General features: G+C 61.1%; 13 protein-coding genes and 2 tRNA genes. 12 read left to right on the top strand and 3 right to left on the bottom strand.

Annotated elements, in window-relative coordinates:
* The 4 genes from VL598_RS10395 to VL598_RS10380 all read left to right on the top strand — a co-directional run.
* Positions 1–792: permease (locus tag VL598_RS10395; protein WP_325326630.1), on the top strand; the 792-nt coding region annotated here is incomplete at its 5' end.
* Between the two features lie 17 nt (positions 793–809).
* On the top strand, positions 810–1,874 hold the full coding sequence (selD, locus tag VL598_RS10390) for a selenide, water dikinase SelD (protein ID WP_325326629.1): 1,065 nt from the start codon (positions 810–812) through the stop codon (positions 1,872–1,874).
* A gap of 204 nt (positions 1,875–2,078) precedes the next feature.
* A tRNA-Leu gene (locus VL598_RS10385) sits at positions 2,079–2,165 on the top strand.
* Between the two features lie 193 nt (positions 2,166–2,358).
* Positions 2,359–3,372, top strand: coding sequence for a 2-dehydropantoate 2-reductase (locus VL598_RS10380; protein ID WP_325326631.1), 1,014 nt, complete (start codon positions 2,359–2,361; stop codon positions 3,370–3,372).
* A gap of 154 nt (positions 3,373–3,526) precedes the next feature.
* On the opposite strand, the gene VL598_RS10375 is transcribed toward VL598_RS10380, so the two are convergent.
* Entirely contained in the window at positions 3,527–4,669 is a 1,143-nt protein-coding gene (locus tag VL598_RS10375; RefSeq protein WP_325326628.1) for a glycerate kinase, read from the bottom strand.
* An 832-nt stretch (positions 4,670–5,501) separates the two neighbouring features.
* Between VL598_RS10375 and tig the strand changes: the two genes are divergently transcribed.
* From tig to VL598_RS10345, 6 genes are all read left to right on the top strand, one after another.
* Entirely contained in the window at positions 5,502–6,848 is a 1,347-nt protein-coding gene (gene tig / locus VL598_RS10370; protein WP_325326627.1) for a trigger factor, read from the top strand.
* Positions 6,849–6,989: 141 nt separating this feature from the next.
* A complete protein-coding gene (clpP, locus tag VL598_RS10365) occupies positions 6,990–7,640 on the top strand; it encodes an ATP-dependent Clp endopeptidase proteolytic subunit ClpP (protein ID WP_325326626.1) in 651 nt (216 codons plus the stop codon).
* Positions 7,641–7,840: 200 nt separating this feature from the next.
* The gene (gene clpX / locus VL598_RS10360) at positions 7,841–9,112 is read left to right on the top strand and encodes an ATP-dependent Clp protease ATP-binding subunit ClpX (RefSeq protein WP_325326625.1); all 1,272 of its coding nucleotides are present in this window, start codon (positions 7,841–7,843) and stop codon (positions 9,110–9,112) included.
* A 194-nt stretch (positions 9,113–9,306) separates the two neighbouring features.
* Positions 9,307–11,724, top strand: a complete 2,418-nt coding sequence (gene lon, locus VL598_RS10355; protein ID WP_325326624.1) for an endopeptidase La — start codon at positions 9,307–9,309, stop codon at positions 11,722–11,724.
* A 129-nt stretch (positions 11,725–11,853) separates the two neighbouring features.
* Positions 11,854–12,333 (top strand): HU family DNA-binding protein, encoded by a 480-nt coding sequence (locus tag VL598_RS10350; RefSeq protein ID WP_325326623.1) that lies wholly within the window; start codon positions 11,854–11,856, stop codon positions 12,331–12,333.
* A gap of 136 nt (positions 12,334–12,469) precedes the next feature.
* A tRNA-Val gene (locus VL598_RS10345) sits at positions 12,470–12,545 on the top strand.
* A 323-nt stretch (positions 12,546–12,868) separates the two neighbouring features.
* Here VL598_RS10345 and VL598_RS10340 read toward each other — a convergent pair.
* Positions 12,869–14,446 (bottom strand): methyl-accepting chemotaxis protein, encoded by a 1,578-nt coding sequence (locus VL598_RS10340; protein ID WP_325326622.1) that lies wholly within the window; start codon positions 14,444–14,446, stop codon positions 12,869–12,871.
* Positions 14,447–14,719: 273 nt separating this feature from the next.
* Here VL598_RS10340 and VL598_RS10335 point away from each other — a divergent pair, with 273 nt between their 5' ends.
* A complete protein-coding gene (locus VL598_RS10335; protein ID WP_325326621.1) occupies positions 14,720–15,922 on the top strand; it encodes an MFS transporter in 1,203 nt (400 codons plus the stop codon).
* 241 nt (positions 15,923–16,163) lie between these two features.
* Here the strand turns inward: VL598_RS10335 and VL598_RS10330 are convergent, their stop codons facing one another.
* Positions 16,164–16,589, bottom strand: a complete 426-nt coding sequence (locus VL598_RS10330; RefSeq protein WP_325326620.1) for an organic hydroperoxide resistance protein — start codon at positions 16,587–16,589, stop codon at positions 16,164–16,166.
* Between the two features lie 196 nt (positions 16,590–16,785).
* On the opposite strand from VL598_RS10330, the gene VL598_RS10325 reads away from it, so the two are divergent.
* Positions 16,786–17,567: fumarylacetoacetate hydrolase family protein (locus VL598_RS10325; RefSeq protein WP_325326619.1), on the top strand; the 782-nt coding region annotated here is incomplete at its 3' end.

The raw sequence follows: 17,567 nt of genomic DNA, 5'->3' as shown, positions 1-17,567 counted from the left end.
GCGGTGCAGACGCTGGTGCCGGCGCAATGGCTTGCACGCTTGCTCGGTCAAGCGGGGTTTCGCAGCGTCGCAGTCGGTGGATTGCTGTCGCTGCCGGGCATGATGTGCACGTGCTGCGCGGCTCCCGTCGTTGTTGGTCTGCGCAAGCGCGAGGCATCGCAGGGGGCCGCCGTGGCATTCTGGCTGGGTAACACGGTGCTCAACCCGGCGACGCTGGTCTTCATGGGCTTTGTACTCGGCTGGCATTGGACTGCGCTGCGTATCGCACTGGGCGTCGTTCTCGTCTTTGGTGGCGGCTGGCTCGTCGACCGGACCGCCTCGGCGGCTGAGCGGGCTACGGCGCGCGCGCGGCTGGAATCGCTGATCAATGAGACGTCCTCGTCCAGCAACGCATTCGGCCAATGGCTCAAGCTGCTTGCGAAGATGACGCTGCGGCTTTTGCCCGAGTACATTGTGCTCGTGCTGCTGCTGGGCGCTGCACGCGCGTGGCTCTTCCCGCATATCGGCTCGGAAGTCGACAACAGCATCGTGTGGATTCTCGCCTTCGCGCTCGCGGGCACGCTATTCGTCATCCCGACGGCGGGTGAGGTGCCGATCGTGCAGGCGATGCTGTCGCTCGGTGTTGCGGCCGGCCCTGCTGCCGCGTTGCTCATGACGCTGCCGCCGATCAGTGCGCCGTCGCTGGCCATGACCGCGCGTTCTTTGGGCGGGCGTGCCATCGCGATCATCGTGCTGATGGTTCTCGCGATCGGCGTGGTGGGCGGCTTGGCTGCGGTTGCCTTGCATTTCTGATTGTCTAAGAGACCACGATGAATTCCTCTTCCACTGCGACAACGGCGGCTGTCCGTCTGACCGAGCTCTCTCACGGCGGCGGTTGCGGCTGCAAGATCGCGCCCGGCGTATTGGCCGAGCTACTGAAGCGGGCGGCGCCGATGCCGGCGTTCTCCAACCTGCTTGTCGGGTCCGAAACGGCCGACGATGCGGCTGTCTATCGTCTCAACGACGAGCAGGCGATTGTTGCTACGACCGATTTTTTCATGCCGATCGTCGACGACCCGTACGACTTCGGCCGCATCGCGGCAACGAATGCGCTCTCCGATATCTACGCAATGGGGGGCAAGCCGCTCTTCGCGCTAGCGATCGTCGGGATGCCCATCAACGTCCTGCCGCACGAGACCATCGCGCGCATTCTCCAGGGTGGGGAGGCCGTCTGCGCCGCGGCGGGCATCCCGGTGGCCGGCGGCCACTCGATCGACTCTGTGGAGCCGATCTATGGGCTTGCGGCGATTGGTGTCGTGCATCCTGAGCGAGTGCTCCGCAACGCCAGTGCGCGCGCGGGCGACGTGCTGGTGCTTGGCAAGCCGCTCGGTGTGGGCGTGCTCTCGGCTGCCCTGAAAAAGGGTCGTCTCGACGCCGGCGGTTATGCGGCGATGATCGATGCCACCACTCGGCTCAACCGGCCAGGCAGCGCACTCGCTGAGCTTTCGGGTGTGCATGCGATGACCGATGTGACCGGCTTCGGCTTGCTCGGACACCTGCTCGAGCTCTGCCGTGGGGCGGGGCTCGCGGCGCGCGTCGATTACTCGGCGCTGCCCTGGCTCGGCTCGGCGCTTGAGCTTGCCCAAGCTGGTTTCGTCACGGGCGCTTCGGGGCGGAATTGGGCGGCTTATGGGGCCGATGTCACGTTGTCGCCGCAGCTGCCGCCGATTGCACAGGCTCTGTTGACTGATCCGCAGACGTCGGGCGGTTTGCTGGTGTCGTGTGCGCCAGCGTGTGTCGACGCAGTGCTCGAATGTTTCCGCACCAATGGGTTTGGCGAGGCCGCTGTGATCGGGGCGATGTCGGAAGGCACGCCCCATGTTGCGGTCGTCTGAAGGCCGCAGTGTTGCGCGCGCAGCTGCGATAACAGGCGCGCAACGGCAGGGCGGCTGTTATCGCAGCTGCCGTTGCAATTGCTGCATCTAGTGCACACATCGAATCCTGAATCAGGTAGAATCTCGCGCTCACCGCTTGAGGGCGACGTCTTTCGGAGTCGCCTTTGAAGTCGGGCAACGTGCGTCCAAGACGCCGTTGCGGTTGCGAGGATGGCGAAATTGGTAGACGCACCAGGTTTAGGTCCTGACGCCAGCAATGGTGTGCGGGTTCGAGTCCCGCTCCTCGCACCATCGATATAACCCAACCGCTCGAGTGCGCGCGTTGCTGTTGCTGCGCGGCACCTCGAACGATTCTTTTCATCGGCGACGGCTTGCTGTTGATATCGCGTGAGTGGGTCTCACTCCGCGCTCGCTCATGCCATGTCGTATCGGTGGATGCGCGTCACACGCAGCGCCTTTCAGCAAGGAGCGAGAGTTGGACGCTATCACCCCCCATCACGCTAGCCCACGAATCCCGCGCACCACTGTGGTGGGGGCGGGCGCCATTGGTGGGCTGATCGCCGCCGCATTGGCGCGCGCCGGTCATGACGTCAGCGTGCTCGCGCGGGGCAAGACGCTCTTGGCCATCCGCGAGCACGGTATCCGCATTGCAGACGGTGACGCTCGAGAGTCCGCGATCACGGTTAAGGCGAGCGATGATGCGGTAATGCTCGGTTCTCAGGATTTCGTCGTCATCACGCTCAAGGCTCAGGCGCTGCCCGCCATTGCCGAGCGCCTTCAGCCTCTCATCGGCGAGCGGACGATCATTGTCAGCGCGATGAACGGTCTGCCATGGTGGTTTCTCGACGGCACGAAAGCACCGCTGGAAGGGCCGCGCATCGAGGCCGTCGATCCCGCCGGGATTGTCTCTCGTGTGCTGCCTGGCGAGCGCGCGCTCGGTTGCGTGGTTCACTTGTCCGCCTCCACGGACGCTCCTGGCTTTGTGAGGCGGGGCCGCGGAAATCGCCTGATCGTGGGTGCGGCGCACCCGGATCATGCGGCAATGGCGCAAGCCTTTGCGTCGACACTGACGAAAGGTGGCTTCGATGTCGAAGCCGTCGACAATATCCGCAACGAGATTTGGGCCAAGCTCTGGGGCAACATGAACATGAACCCGCTGAGCGCGCTGACGGGTTCAACGGCCGACCGCTTGCTCGACGATCCGTTGACGCACGCGCTGGTGCTTCGAATGATGGAAGAGGCGCAGGAAATCGGTACGCGCCTCGGATTGTCGACGGGCATGAGTCCGGCCGATCGCGTGGCTGTCACCCGCGAGCTCGGTGCGTTCAAGACATCGATGCTGCAGGACGTCGAGGCGGGTAGGCCGCTGGAGCTGGACCCGATACTGGGCGTGTTCCCGGAACTCGGTCGCAAGCTCGGCGTGCCGACACCGTTTTGCGACGCTGTGCTTGGCTTGTTACGTCAACGGGCAGCCAATAGCGGTCTTTACGCTGGATAACGGTCGCGACTCTGTCGAGAGTGCATTCGCGGTTCACCCGTGTTTCAACTTTTTTAACGCGCGATTTCCAGCGCGCGACAGAGCGCCGCGATGCCGCCGTTGCGGCGCTCAGGGCGGACGGCGTCGCCGGCGGGCCGGACGACGCGCACGTCCCTCATGCGCCGTACTTTAGACGCGTGAGTTGAGCTGCCTCGCATTCAAGTAGTTTCGCAGCGTCGCGAATGGCGACGTCCAGCGTGATCGGCCCCGGCGCTGGCGAGAAGCAGCCGCAAAAATGCTCTGAGAGCCGCTCGAGGGCGGCTGGATCGATCGCACCCGAAAGCAGCGTCGCCGGGACGCCGGCGTCGCGCGCATGGCTGCACGCAATGAATGGCGCTTTGCCGTAGAGCGTCTGAACGTCCGAGCGGCCTTCCCCCGTAATGAGCCAGTTTGCACCGTCGAGCGCCGCATCGAGCGCGAGATGCCGTGCTACGACTTCGGCGCCCGGTTCGAATTCGCCCCCGAGCATGCGCAACGCGAATCCGAGGCCACCGGCTGAACCCGATCCCGGCAGGTCGCTTGCGCTGCGGCCGAGCGCCGCCTCAAGCTGCGCGGCGAAGCGTTGGAGGACGGCATCGATCGTGGTGACCTGCTCGGCCGCTACGCCTTTTTGAGGGCCGAACACCGCCGTGGCGCCGCGCTCGCCCGTGAGCGGATTGTTGACATCGGACATGCCCAAAAACGACGCTTGCGCGAGCCGTGCGTCGAGCCCTGATGCATCCACACGGGCGAGTTGGGCGAGTTGAGCTGGCGTCGGCTCGAGTTCGCGGCCTTCATTGTCGAGTAGTTTCAGGCCGAGCCCGACGAGGAGGCCTGCGCCGCCGTCGTTGGTGCTGCTGCCGCCGAGCGCGACGAAAAAGCGGCGCACGCCGTCATCGAGAAGCATTCGAATGGCTTCTCCCATGCCGCGCGTGCTGCGCATTTCGACCGGCACGCGCATAGCCACTTCGTCGGTGATGCCGACAATTTCGGCCGATTCCACGATTGCGCTGCCGTCGGGCAGCAGTCCCACCGCGGCGTCTCGGGGAGCGCCTGAGGCGCCGCGAACTCGCACAGTGCGCCGTTCTCCGCCGCGCGCGAGCATGGCATCGAGCGTGCCTTCGCCGCCGTCTGCCATGGGGCACAGCCGAATGACAGCGTCAGGCCGTGCGCGGGTGATGCCAGCAGCGATGGCCTCGGCGACGGCTTGCGCACTCAGCGACCCTTTAAACGAGTCGGGGGCGATGACGACCACCGGCGAGGGCGAGGAATTCGGCATGAATGTCTCCAGAATGGACGGTTATTTGCTGATGATGGTTTTCCCGGTGCGCACGCGCGTCCGGCTTTCTGCGACAGCTTATCAGGTGTCGATCGGTGTTAGCGCTTCAGCGCTTACTCCGATCCCATGCAAAGCGGTCGATCAGTGTTAGCGCTTTAGCGCTTACTCCGATCCCATGCAAAGTTGTTAGCGCCTTAGCGCTTGCTCCGACCCCATGCAAAGCGGCCGATCAGTTGTCGGCCAGAGAGACAGCGATTAACTCCCGTCTTGCGCAAGGCTCGTTGGCTGCTTCAGCATCCGCATCGATCCCCTACAAAGCGCTTAGCACCTTCGCGCCCGTGCTTCGCCTGTCTGGTTAGCACTTGAGCGCTTTCGTCGGTTCTATGTATGTCGCTAAAGCCGCGCAAAGCGCTTGATTCCCTGCTTGCCCGGCCGCCGCAGAGGCGAAAAAATATAGCGACCACACGTGAGCGCTCCGCGACGGCCCTGCCGGTGCGCCGCATGTACCGGCTGCGGCATCCATGCTGGCGCAATCGCCAAGCGGCTGCGCAAAGGCCATAAGGGGTAGCGCGCGCAAATAGTTTGCTAGAATAGCCGATTCTTTCAATCTGAACCGTGCTCCAGGCCGTTGAGGCAGGGTCGCCGCGGCCAGGCGAAAGCAAGCGAAAAAGACGGCGTTTGGCAGCGCCTTTTTCGCCCGCTCTCGCCCGAATAGGCAATTAGGCGGTCAGGTCCGGCGGACGGATGTGCTTTTCGCGGCGGGTAACAAAACGACGCTGCGGGCACGGCGAAGACATCTGACACGCTTGAACAATTTAGGACGATTGAAGCTATGGCTAACGTTGTTGAAAACCTCGGCAAGCTCGAACGCCGCTTGACGATCTCCCTGCCGAAGGAGGCGGTGCAAAAAGAAATCGAATCCCGCATCCGTCAGATCGCGAAAACCGTGCGTATGCCGGGTTTCCGTCCGGGCAAGGTGCCGCTCAAGATGGTGACGGCGCAATATGCAGGGCAGGTCGAGGCAGAGGTGTTGAGCGACAAAGTCGGCCGGGAATTCTTCGACATCAGCCGCGCGGAGAACCTGCGCGTGGCAGGGCAGCCGAGCTTCAGCCCGAAAGAGGGTGCTGACGCGGACTCGTACGCGTTCGACGCGACGTTCGAGGTTTATCCGGAAGTGAAGATGGGCGAACTGTCGACGGCCGAAATCGAGCGTTCGGTGACGACGATCACCGAAGCCGAAATCGACCGCACGCTCGACATCCTTCGCAAGCAGCGCGTGGAATACCACACGCGCGGCGAGGCTGGCGAGCACGGTGACGGCGGCGCAGACACCGCAGCACAAAGCGGCGATCGGGTCACGGTCGACTTCGTCGGCAAGCTCGACGGTGAAGCATTCCAAGGCGGTACGGCAGAGGATTTCGTGTTCGTGCTCGGCGAAGCGCGCATGCTGCCCGAGTTCGAAACGGCGGCCACCGGGCTGAAGGTCGGCGAATCGCGCGAGTTCGACCTCAAGTTCCCGGATGATTATCACGGCAAGGATGTGGCAGGCAAGACGTCGCAGTTCACGATCACGATGAAGAAGGTCGAGTGGCCGTGCTTGCCGCAGATCGACGCTGAATTCGCGAAGTCGCTTGGCATTGAAGACGGCGATCTGGCCAAGATGCGCGCCGATATCAAAGACAACCTGGAGCGCGAAGCCAAGCGTCGTACGCAGGCTATCGTGAAAAACCAGGTGATGGACGCACTGCTGAAGATCGCCGAACTCGACGTGCCGAACGCGCTCATCGAGCAGGATCAGCAGCGTCTCGTCGAAATGGCGCGCCAAGATCTCTTGCAGCGTGGCGTGCCGAACGCGGCAAATGCCCCGATTCCGGCTGAAATGTTCAAGGAGCAGGCGGAGCGCCGCGTGAAGCTGGGCCTCGTGCTCGCCGAGATCGTGCAGGCGAACCAGCTCGAGGCGAAGCCGGAGCAGATCCGCGCTGAGGTCGAGGAATTCGCGAAAAGCTACGAAGACCCGAAGGAAGTGATCCGCTGGTATTATTCGAACAAGCAACGCTTGGCCGAAATGGAGGCTTACGTCGTTGAAAGCAACGTCGTAGAGTTCGTGCTCGGCAAGGCGAAGGTGACGGACAAGGAAGTCGGCTTCGAAGCACTGGCGAGCGCCTCGGCGCAAGCATAAGGCGTCGCCACGCAACGGCGTGCAGGCCGTCGGGGCGACGGCCTCACGCCGTTTTTGCTGGCGCGCTCGGCTTCCGATGTCTGGGCTCGACATCGATGTCCTGTCGCCATCCAAGACCTAATTCCGAAAAGGATCCATTGCATGACCTTTCGCGCTCAAATGCTGGACACGTTGGCCTCGCAGTCGCGGGATCTGGAAGCGCAGGCGCTCGGACTCGTTCCGATCGTCGTCGAAACGAGCGGTCGGGGTGAACGCTCGTACGACATCTATTCGCGCTTGCTGAAGGAGCGCGTCGTTTTCATGGTGGGCGAAGTCAACGACCAGACGGCAAACCTCGTGGTCGCGCAGTTGCTGTTTCTCGAGAGTGAGAATCCTGACAAGGACATCAGTCTCTATATCAACAGCCCGGGCGGCTCGGTTTCGGCGGGAATGGCCATTTACGACACGATGCAGTTCATCAAGCCTGACGTGTCGACGCTTTGCATGGGGCTCGCGGCCAGCATGGGCGCGTTCTTGCTTGCGTCAGGCGCGAAAGGCAAGCGTTTCGCGTTGCCGAACGCGCGTGTCATGATTCATCAGCCGCTTGGCGGCGCACGCGGGCAGGCGTCTGACATCGAAATTCAGGCGCGCGAGATTCTTTACCTCAAGGAGCGGCTTAACCAGTTGCTTTCGCACCATACAGGGCAGCCCGAGGAGCGCATCGCGCGCGATACGGACCGCGACAACTTTATGTCAGGTGAGGACGCTCAAGCATACGGCCTGATTGATCAGGTCTTGCACAAGCGGCCCTGATCTTGCTTAGCAGCCTGGCTTGACCCTTTTTCATATCTTGGTATGAGGGCTGCCCGGCTCAAGCAATGTTATAAATCGTCGATAATAGGTTGGGTGTTGCGGCGGGAGGCCGGCCGAGTGGCTCGTGACCCCAAAATAATAGCGCGGCGAACGGCGCGCCCCGCGTAAGTAGATTCGAGTGTCCGGAGGCTCGTATATCCATGGCGGACAAGAAAGGTTCTAACAGCGAAAAGCTGTTGTATTGCTCGTTTTGCGGCAAGAGCCAGCATGAGGTGAAAAAGCTGATTGCCGGGCCGTCGGTGTTCATCTGTGATGAGTGCATCGACTTGTGCAACGAGATCATCCGCGATGAGGCCGCGGGATCGGGTGCGGATGCTGGCTTGTCGAAGTCCGACCTGCCAAGCCCGCAGGAAATTCGTGAAATCCTCGATCAGTACGTCATTGGTCAGGAGCGCGCGAAGAAGATCCTGGCCGTGGCCGTGTACAACCATTACAAGCGGCTCAAGCATCTCGACAAAAAAGACGACATCGAGCTGTCCAAAAGCAATATTTTGCTGATTGGGCCGACGGGCTCAGGCAAAACGTTGCTTGCGCAGACGCTGGCGCGGCTCTTGAACGTGCCGTTCGTTATTGCCGATGCGACGACGCTGACCGAAGCGGGCTATGTCGGTGAGGACGTCGAGAACATAATTCAGAAGTTGCTGCAGAATTGCAACTACGATGTCGAAAAGGCTCAGCGCGGCATCGTATACATCGATGAAATCGACAAGATCAGCCGCAAGTCGGACAACCCGTCGATCACGCGTGACGTCTCCGGCGAAGGGGTGCAGCAGGCGCTGCTGAAGCTCGTCGAGGGCACGATGGCATCGGTGCCGCCGCAGGGCGGGCGCAAGCACCCCAATCAGGATTTCATCCAAGTCGATACGACGAACATCCTGTTCGTCTGCGGCGGAGCGTTCGACGGTCTGGAAAAAGTCATTACCGACCGGACTGAAAAGACCGGCATCGGTTTTGGTGCAACCGTCAAGAGCAAGCAGGAACGCGACGCGGGTGAGGTGCTGCGCGAGGTTGAGCCCGAAGATCTGATCAAATTCGGGTTGATCCCTGAATTGATCGGCCGCCTGCCGGTTGTGGCGACGCTCGGCAAGCTCGACGAAGCGGCACTCGTCAAGATTCTGGTCGAACCGAAGAACGCGCTTGTGAAGCAATATAACAAGCTCTTTGCGATGGAACGCGTCGAGCTTGAAATCCGGCCGACGGCGCTTCAGGCGGTTGCACGCAAGGCGATCAAGCGCAAGACCGGTGCCCGCGGCCTGCGGTCGATCCTGGAGCAAGCTTTGCTCGACGTCATGTATGAATTGCCGGCCATGAAAGGGGTCAGCAAAGTGATTATTGACGACAACGTGATCGACGCCGACGGCAAGCCCCTCCTGATCTACGAGGAAGCGCCGAAGGTTGCCGGTTCGAATTGATTGACCGGGATCAAGAATATTTTCTTCAGAAGTAGCCGTTCATGGCCAACGTGAACGGCTTTTTTCGTTTATCTTGTGGGTAATACTGACTACCTCGACACGCGCACCCAACTTTTCCCACACGCGAAGGCTTGCAATCGGTTCAGCGGGCCTCAATTATCGAATGTTATGAATCCACTCATGGGGAAATGAAAATGTCAGGAACCCAGCTCCTCCCTTCCGAGCGCACGGCGCTCCCTCTGCTGCCTTTGCGGGACGTCGTCGTGTTCCCGCATATGGTTATCCCGCTGTTCGTGGGGCGGCCGAAGTCGATCAAGGCGCTCGAGGTAGCGATGGAGGGCGGCAAGCACATTATGCTTGTCGCACAAAAGACGGCGGCGAAAGACGAGCCGACCGCAAAGGACATGTACGAAGTAGGGTGTATCGCCAACATCCTGCAGATGCTGAAGCTGCCCGATGGGACCGTAAAAGTACTGGTCGAGGGTTTGCAGCGCGCCAATACCTTGTCGATCGAAGAGCAGGAGACTCAGTTCTCATGTGAGGTCATGCCGCTCGAGCCCGATCACGCCGACAGCGCCGAAACCGAAGCGCTGCGACGCGCGATCGTGTCGCAGTTCGATCAGTATGTGAAGCTGAACAAGAAGATTCCGCCCGAGATTCTCACGTCGCTCGCCGGCATCGATGAAGCGGGCCGGCTGGCCGACACCATTGCCGCGCACTTGCCGCTCAAGCTCGACCAGAAGCAGCATATTCTCGAGATGTTTCCCGTGATCGAGCGGCTCGAGCACCTGCTCGCGCAACTGGAAGCGGAGATCGACATTCTGCAGGTCGAAAAGCGCATCCGTGGACGCGTCAAGCGTCAAATGGAAAAGAGCCAGCGCGAGTACTACCTGAACGAGCAAGTCAAGGCGATTCAGAAGGAGCTTGGCGAGGGCGAGGAGGGTGCCGACCTCGAAGAGCTCGAGAAGCGCATCGAAGCGGCGCGCATGCCGAAGGAAGCGAAAAAGAAGGCTGACGCTGAGCTCAAGAAGCTGAAGCTGATGTCGCCGATGTCGGCCGAAGCGACGGTGGTGCGCAACTACATCGATACGCTGATCGGATTGCCATGGCGCAAGAAGAGCAAGGTCAACAACGATCTGACCAATGCTGAAAAGGTGCTCGACGAGGATCACTTCGGGCTAGAGAAGGTCAAGGAACGCATTCTCGAGTACCTTGCGGTGCAGCAACGCGTCGACAAGGTGAAAGCGCCGATTCTTTGCCTGGTTGGCCCTCCGGGGGTCGGCAAGACGTCGCTCGGCCAGTCGATCGCGCGCGCAACGAACCGCAAGTTCGTGCGCATGGCGTTGGGCGGCGTGCGCGACGAGGCGGAAATTCGCGGCCATCGCCGCACTTACATCGGTTCGATGCCGGGCAAGATTCTGCAAAGCTTGACCAAGGTTGGCGTGCGCAATCCGCTCTTCTTGCTCGATGAAGTCGACAAGATGGGTATGGATTTCCGCGGCGATCCTTCATCAGCGCTGCTGGAAGTGCTCGATCCGGAGCAGAACCACACGTTCGCCGATCACTACGTCGAGGTCGACTTTGACCTCTCGGACGTGATGTTCGTCGCGACGTCGAACTCGCTCAACATTCCGCCGCCGCTGCTCGATCGGATGGAAGTGATTCGTTTATCCGGTTACACGGAAGACGAAAAGGTCAGCATTGCCCAGCGCTACCTGTTGCCGAAACAGAAGCGCAACAACGGTCTGAAGGACGATGAGATCGAGGTTGCCGAGGAGGCGATCCGCGACATCATTCGCTACTACACGCGCGAAGCCGGCGTGCGCTCGCTCGAGCGTGAAATCTCGAAGATCTGCCGCAAGGTCGTGAAGATGCTCTTGCTGAAGAAGGCCGACGGCGCGGTCAAGGTTGAGAGCGAGAACCTCGACACGTTCCTTGGCGTTCGCAAGTTCGATTTCGGTCTCGCGGCGAAGCAGAACCAGACCGGGCAGGTGACGGGTCTGGCCTGGACGGAAGTCGGCGGCGATCTGCTGACGATCGAAGCGGCCGTGATGCCTGGCAAAGGCAACGTGATCCGCACCGGTTCGCTTGGCGACGTGATGAAGGAGTCCGTAGAAGCGGCGCGCTCCGTGGTGCGCTCACGCTCGCGCCGGCTCGGCGTCAAGGACGAGGCGTTCGAAAAGCGGGACATCCACATTCACGTGCCCGAGGGCGCGACGCCGAAAGATGGCCCTTCGGCCGGCATTGCGATGACGACGGCGCTCGTGTCTGTACTGACAGGCATTCCGGTGCGCGCCGATGTGGCGATGACGGGCGAGATCACGCTGCGCGGCGAAGTGCTGCCGATCGGCGGATTGAAGGAGAAGCTGCTTGCGGCTCACCGTGGCGGCATCAAGCTTGTGCTGATCCCGGAAGAGAACGTCAAGGACTTGACCGAAATCCCTGACAACGTCAAAAACGCAATCGAAATCGTCCCGGTGCGGTGGATCGACAAGGTGCTCGAGCTCGCGCTCGAGCGCATGCCCGAGTCGCTGCCGGAGGAAGAGCCGAAAGAAGCGCCTGTCGCAGAGGCGGCCAAGGAGCCGGCAACGACGGAGTTCGTCAAGCATTGAGCGTGTTTCGGCGTTCGATTTGTGAACACCTTAACGCTTGAGAGCTTGATAGCGAAGCCCGCGGGGAGTTACCACCCGCGGGCTTTTTTGTCTTTTGCTTGAAAGAAATTTCCTTTTTAGGCTGTGCGTATGGCGAGCCCTGGCGGCTCGGCTCACGCGACGGTGCGTGGCCCTGCGGTGCGAATAACGGCGGCGAATAGCGGCAGTTCGCCTACAAAAACCACGGTTGACAGCGATGTTTCGGATCATTGTAATGAGCGGACTCAGCTTCGCGCTGTGCCACGCCGCGCCTCTCCGGCGCGTCAAGATGCTCAACATCCATGCTCAGGGGATCGCATGAACAAGACGGAACTGATCGACCACATCGCACAGCAGGCGGACTTGTCGAAAGCGGCAGCGGGGCGCGCTCTCGATGCGGTGATTGGCGGCGTCAAGAGCACGTTGAAAAAAGGCGACTCGGTCACTTTGGTCGGCTTCGGTACATTCGTGGTCGGGAAGCGGATGGCCCGCACCGGGCGCAATCCCCGCACGGGCGCAGAGATCAAAATCGCTGCAGCGAAAATTCCGCGATTTAAGCCTGGCAAAGCGCTAAAAGATGCGCTAAACTAGCGGACTTGCTGAACGAGCAAAGCGATTCATGAATGTTCGTCAGCAAACCACCTGCAAGCCCGGCTGTCATGCGGAAAAAAGTCACCACGATTGGGTGTGTTGACTTAGCGTAGTGAATAGCTCGGGTAGTGCGAACGGGTGCTTAGCTCAGTTGGTAGAGCGGCGCCCTTACAAGGCGTAGGTCGGGAGTTCGAGCCTCTCAGCACCCACCATTCCGTTCGCAAGGGCCAAGGTCGGTTAAAAAGCTTGGTGCAGTATCCTGAAACCCGCATGGCTAATGGCTTTGCGGGTTTTTTGTTGTTCAATGAACGTGATGCCGCCCAGCGTAAGCATCTGAGCTTGTATTGCGGGTGATCGCTTCGATCGGTCGGTCGAATGCGTTTGCGGGCCATGACGTGCCCGCCACGCATCCGTGCCGCAGGAAGTGACGTCTCTTAAGCAGCCATGGGCGCCCGTCTGCTGAGCCGGCGAGCTGCACCGGCTGCGGGTCACGCGTATTTGCGGCGCTTATTCCGCGCTGGTGGAGGCTAGTTGATCAAGCTGCCGGCAATACGAAGACATCGGCGGCATCGAGCAGGCCCTGCGCACGACTCTTGAGGATCTTCGCGGCCGCGGTTGATTGCTGCACGAGCGTCACGTTCTGCTGCGTATTGCGCTCGAGCGTCTCGATTACGTCACGCACTTCCCCGATCTGGAGCGCCTGAGAGCGGCAAGCCTCATGAATCGCTTCCATGATGTCCGTGACGCGGCGCGACGCTTCCACGACGTTCGAAATTGTCGCGCCCGCTGCGTTCACCTGCGTGCCTCCCTCCTCAATCCGAGCGCTGCTTGCGGCAATCAGCTCCCTGATTTCTTTCGCGGCCGTCGCGCTTCGTTGCGCGAGCACGCGCACTTCCCCCGCAACGACGGCGAAGCCTCGGCCCTGCGCCCCGGCGCGCGCTGCTTCGACGGCGGCATTGAGGGAGAGCAGGTTGGTCTGAAACGCAATCGAATCGATGACGGCGATGATGTCCTCGATCCGGGTTGACGATGCGCCGATTGCACGCATGGTGTCGACAACGCGACCCACTGCCGTCCCGCCTTGGGCCGAGGTCTCCGATGCTTGCTTCGCAAGGTCGTCGGCATTGCCGGCGCTTTGTGCGTTGGCTGCGACGCTGGCATCGAACTGCCCGAGCGCACCGCTAGCCTGCTCGAGTGCGCTCGCTTGCTGCTCGGTACGGGCACTGAGGTCTTCATTCCCGCGCGCGATTTGCTCGGTGGTCGCGGCGACGCTTTGCGCGGCGTTACGCATCTCTGTGACAATCTCGGCGAGCCGCTGCTGCATGCGGGCCATTGACGCCATGACGCTCGAGGTATCGCCCGTGCGCAAGCGGATGGGCATCGCAAGGTTGCCCGCTCGAATCGATTCCGCCACTTCGGCAACTTCACCGGGTTCCGCCCCAAGCGCTTTCGTGATGTGCCGCACGAGGAGGTAGACGATGATGCCGCCAAACACGCATGCCAGCACCGTCAGCGCGCTCATCAACAGCTTGAAGTCCGTGCTGATCTTGCGCGCCTCGGCCGCCTCTTGTTGGCTCAATTGTTCCTGGAAGTCGATGAGCGCGTTGATGCCGGCAAGCCACTCGACAAGCGCCGGGCGGGCTTGATCCAGGAGAAGCTTGCGTGCGCCCTGTACGTCGCTCGCTTGCTGCAGCGCGATGACCTGATCGATCAATGGGGTAGCGCGTACCTGCGCGGCCTTTACGCGTGCGTAGATGTCCCGTTCCTGTGGCGTGATGTCGGTGCGCTCGGCGTAGATGGCGGCGAGCGGCGTCGCCGATTCGCTGTATTGTTGCGCCAGATCCCTGATGTGCTCGATCACGGAGGGCAACTCTTCGGGGGGCACGAGCGTCACATCGCGAATGGCGATCGAGCGGTCATGCACACTGCCGCGAAAATTGATCGCATATCGCTCCTTCACGCCGTTGACGTCGATTACGTCGTCGAGCCGCGCTCGAACAGTTTCCACTTGGCCAATTGCAATCGCCGTCAATGCGACGAGTGTCGCCAATAGAATGCCAAGCCCCGCAATCAAACGCGTTGCAATCGTCAACCTTTGTCTATTCAAATTCATTTATAACTCCGCCCAGTCACCAATGTTATTTCGTGGTAGGACCGCGTCGAGGAAGCCGGCAGGTGTCGCCGTAGGTGCCGAAAGGAACTTCCTCTCAAGCCATGGCGCCGTGGCAGTGATGGGCAATCGAATTATAGCGGCGCCGCCTTCTGGCAGGTTGCGGATGCCGCCTGTATGATCCCTTTGAGTCGCACACTGGAGCGGATTTTGACAATAACGAACTCTAGATCATGCAGGGTTCCACAAAACGCTTGCAATTATTTGGTGGGGTAAATGAAAGTAAATTCCAAGGCGCCGCAATCGGCAATCCCGTTCATTTGGATCACGGCAACATTCATGATCAATATGATGGGCACAACTTTGCCGACGCCTATTTACAGGTATTACCAGTTGCAATACGGATTTACGGCACCGATGGTCACCGTCATCTATGCAAGCTACGCCTTGGGCGTGCTCGCTGCGCTGCTGACGGTCGGAAACTGGTCTGATCAGCTCGGGCGCAGGCGCATGCTGTTTGCAGGCCTATGCGCGTCGGCCTTGTCGGCCATCGCGTTCATCGAGAGCGGCGGGTTGGCCGGGTTGCTGCTGGCTCGGCTACTTTCAGGGATCTCGGCGGGCATCTTTACCGGCACGGCGACGGTTACCGTCATCGAGCTAGCGCCCCCCGCCTGGCGCAGTCAGGCGACGCTGGCTGCGGCCGCTTCGAACATGCTGGGACTTGGCTGCGGACCATTGTTAAGCGGGGTATTGGTCCAAACGCTGCCAGATCCGATGCTGACGCCGTATGTCGTACACCTTGGATTGCTTTGCTTTGCCGTAGCGGGTGTTTGGTTTGCGCCTGAAACGGCCGCGCGGCCCGATCGAGTGAATCTGCGCTTTCAGCGCATTTCGCTGCCGCAGCAAGTGCGCGACGCGTTTGTGCCTGCCGCGCTCACAGGCTTCGCGGGCTTCGTCGTCGTCGGTTTCTTTGCGGCCGTCGCGCCGCAGTTGATTGGAGCAGAGTTGGGGTATCGCAACGCCGTCGTGATCGGTGCTCTCGTGTTCCTGGTTTTCGCGTGCTCCGGTGTCGGACAGGTGATGCAAGGGCGCCTGCCCGATCGGTGGCGGCAGCCAGTGGGCTGTATCGCGCTGATGGCGGGACTTATCGCTATCGCGGCCTGCGCCGCCGAGCGTTCGCTCAGTGCGCTGCTCATCGGTACGGTGCTGGCCGGCGTGGGGCAGGGCATCGGCCTTCGCGCGAGTCTCGCAGAACTTGCCGCCAACAGTCCGGCAAATCGGCGCGCTGAAGTCACATCGAGCTTTTTTGTCGTTCTGTACGTGGCGATCTCGCTGCCGGTCATCGGTCTCGGGCTGGTCGTCCAGCGCTTGGGCATCGAGCGAGCGACTTTAATCTTTGCCGTAGTGACGACCGTCATTGTGTTTAGCGCGTTGGTGTTGCTTGTTCGACGGGGGAGTGGCCGGCCCGCTTGTGCTTGAACCGGCTGTCGCTATCGTCGCCGGCCCGCGCGCCCGGTGCGCTTCGTCTGTTTTTTGAGTTCGCGGGCCGGAGCGCACCCGCGAACTTGCTGCAATGGCTGCCGATCCTGGCTGGCCGTGTGCCGAGGCCGGCGCCTCCTGCTTTCTTGTCTCGGCGACTCGATTGACGATGCCCGCGCATGCACAGGAGACGCGAAACGCGCGAAGCTCAACGCCAAACGCCGCCTCGGCGTCGGGCGCCTCAAACCAGCGTGAGCTTCACGTCGATGTTGTTGCGTGTCGCGTTCGAATACGGGCATACGTAATGCGCTTTATCGATCAGCGCCTGCGCTTGTGCGCGATCCATGCCGGGCAGCGATATCTTCAGCTCCACTTCGATGCCGAAGCCGCTCGGGAGCGGACCGATACCGACGTTGGCGTCGATCGAAGCGTCCGCCGGCATCGCAATCTTCTCGCGGGACGCGACGAACTTCATGGCGCCGATGAAACAGGCACTGTAGCCCGCCGCGAACAATTGCTCGGGATTGGTACCGTCGCCGCCGGCGCCGCCAAGTTCACGAGGTGTCGTCAGCTTCAGGTCGAGATTGCTTTCGGGCACGACGGAACGGCCGTCGCGGCCGCCGGTGGTATGAGCATGAGCGCGATAGAGAACCTTTTCAAGCGACATGACATCTTCTCCTTTGAAAAAGTGTTGACGACCCCAATATCTACCCCGCCCGCTACGGGTAGATGCATACCAAAAGAGACACAATAGTGCAGCGGCGATCGAGCGTGGGCACGAATCGATGTTCGAGGTGCTCCCACGCACCGGCGCTGTTGTGCACCGCCCCTTTCTCAATCCTTCCTCCACCCTCAGATCTCATATGAAACTTCTTCGCTATGGGCCGAAAGGCCAGGAAAAACCGGGACTGCTCGATGCCGACGGCCAAATCCGCGACTTGTCGGAGCATGTCGACGACATTGCCGGCGACGTCTTGTCTGATGTCAGCCTTGCGCGCCTGCGCGGGCTTGATCCGGCATCGTTGCCGCTGGTGGCTGTGCAGCCGCGCATCGGTGCGTGCGTCGGCCGTGTCGGCAAGATGGTCGCAATCGGCCTCAACTACGTCGATCATGCTGAGGAAGCGGGCATGCCGATTCCGAAGGAGCCGGTCGTTTTCAACAAGTGGACGAGCGCAATTGTTGGGCCGAACGACGACGTTGAAATTCCGCGCGGCTCGACGAAGACCGATTGGGAAGTCGAACTGGGTGTGGTCATCGGGCGGCCCTGCAAAAATGTGGACGAGGCGAACGCGCTCGATTATGTCGCCGGCTACTGTATCGTCAACGACGTATCGGAGCGCGCGTGGCAGCTCGAGCGAAGCGGCGGCCAGTGGGACAAGGGCAAGGGATTCGACACGTTCGGGCCGACCGGACCTTGGCTTGTCACGCGCGATGAGATCGCGGACCCGCAAAATCTCGACCTTTGGCTCGAGGTCGATGGTCGACGCTATCAAAACGGCAATACGCGGACGATGATTTTTTCAGTCGCGAAGCTGGTCGCGTACCTGTCCGAATGCATGAGCTTGCAGCCGGGCGACATCATCGCGACCGGCACGCCGCCCGGGGTCGGCCTGGGTATGAAGCCCGAGCCGGTTTATCTGAAGGC

This window comes from Trinickia sp., from assembly GCF_035492435.1.
Lineage (GTDB): Bacteria > Pseudomonadota > Gammaproteobacteria > Burkholderiales > Burkholderiaceae > Trinickia.
This window is presented reverse-complemented; position numbering and strand designations above follow the sequence as displayed.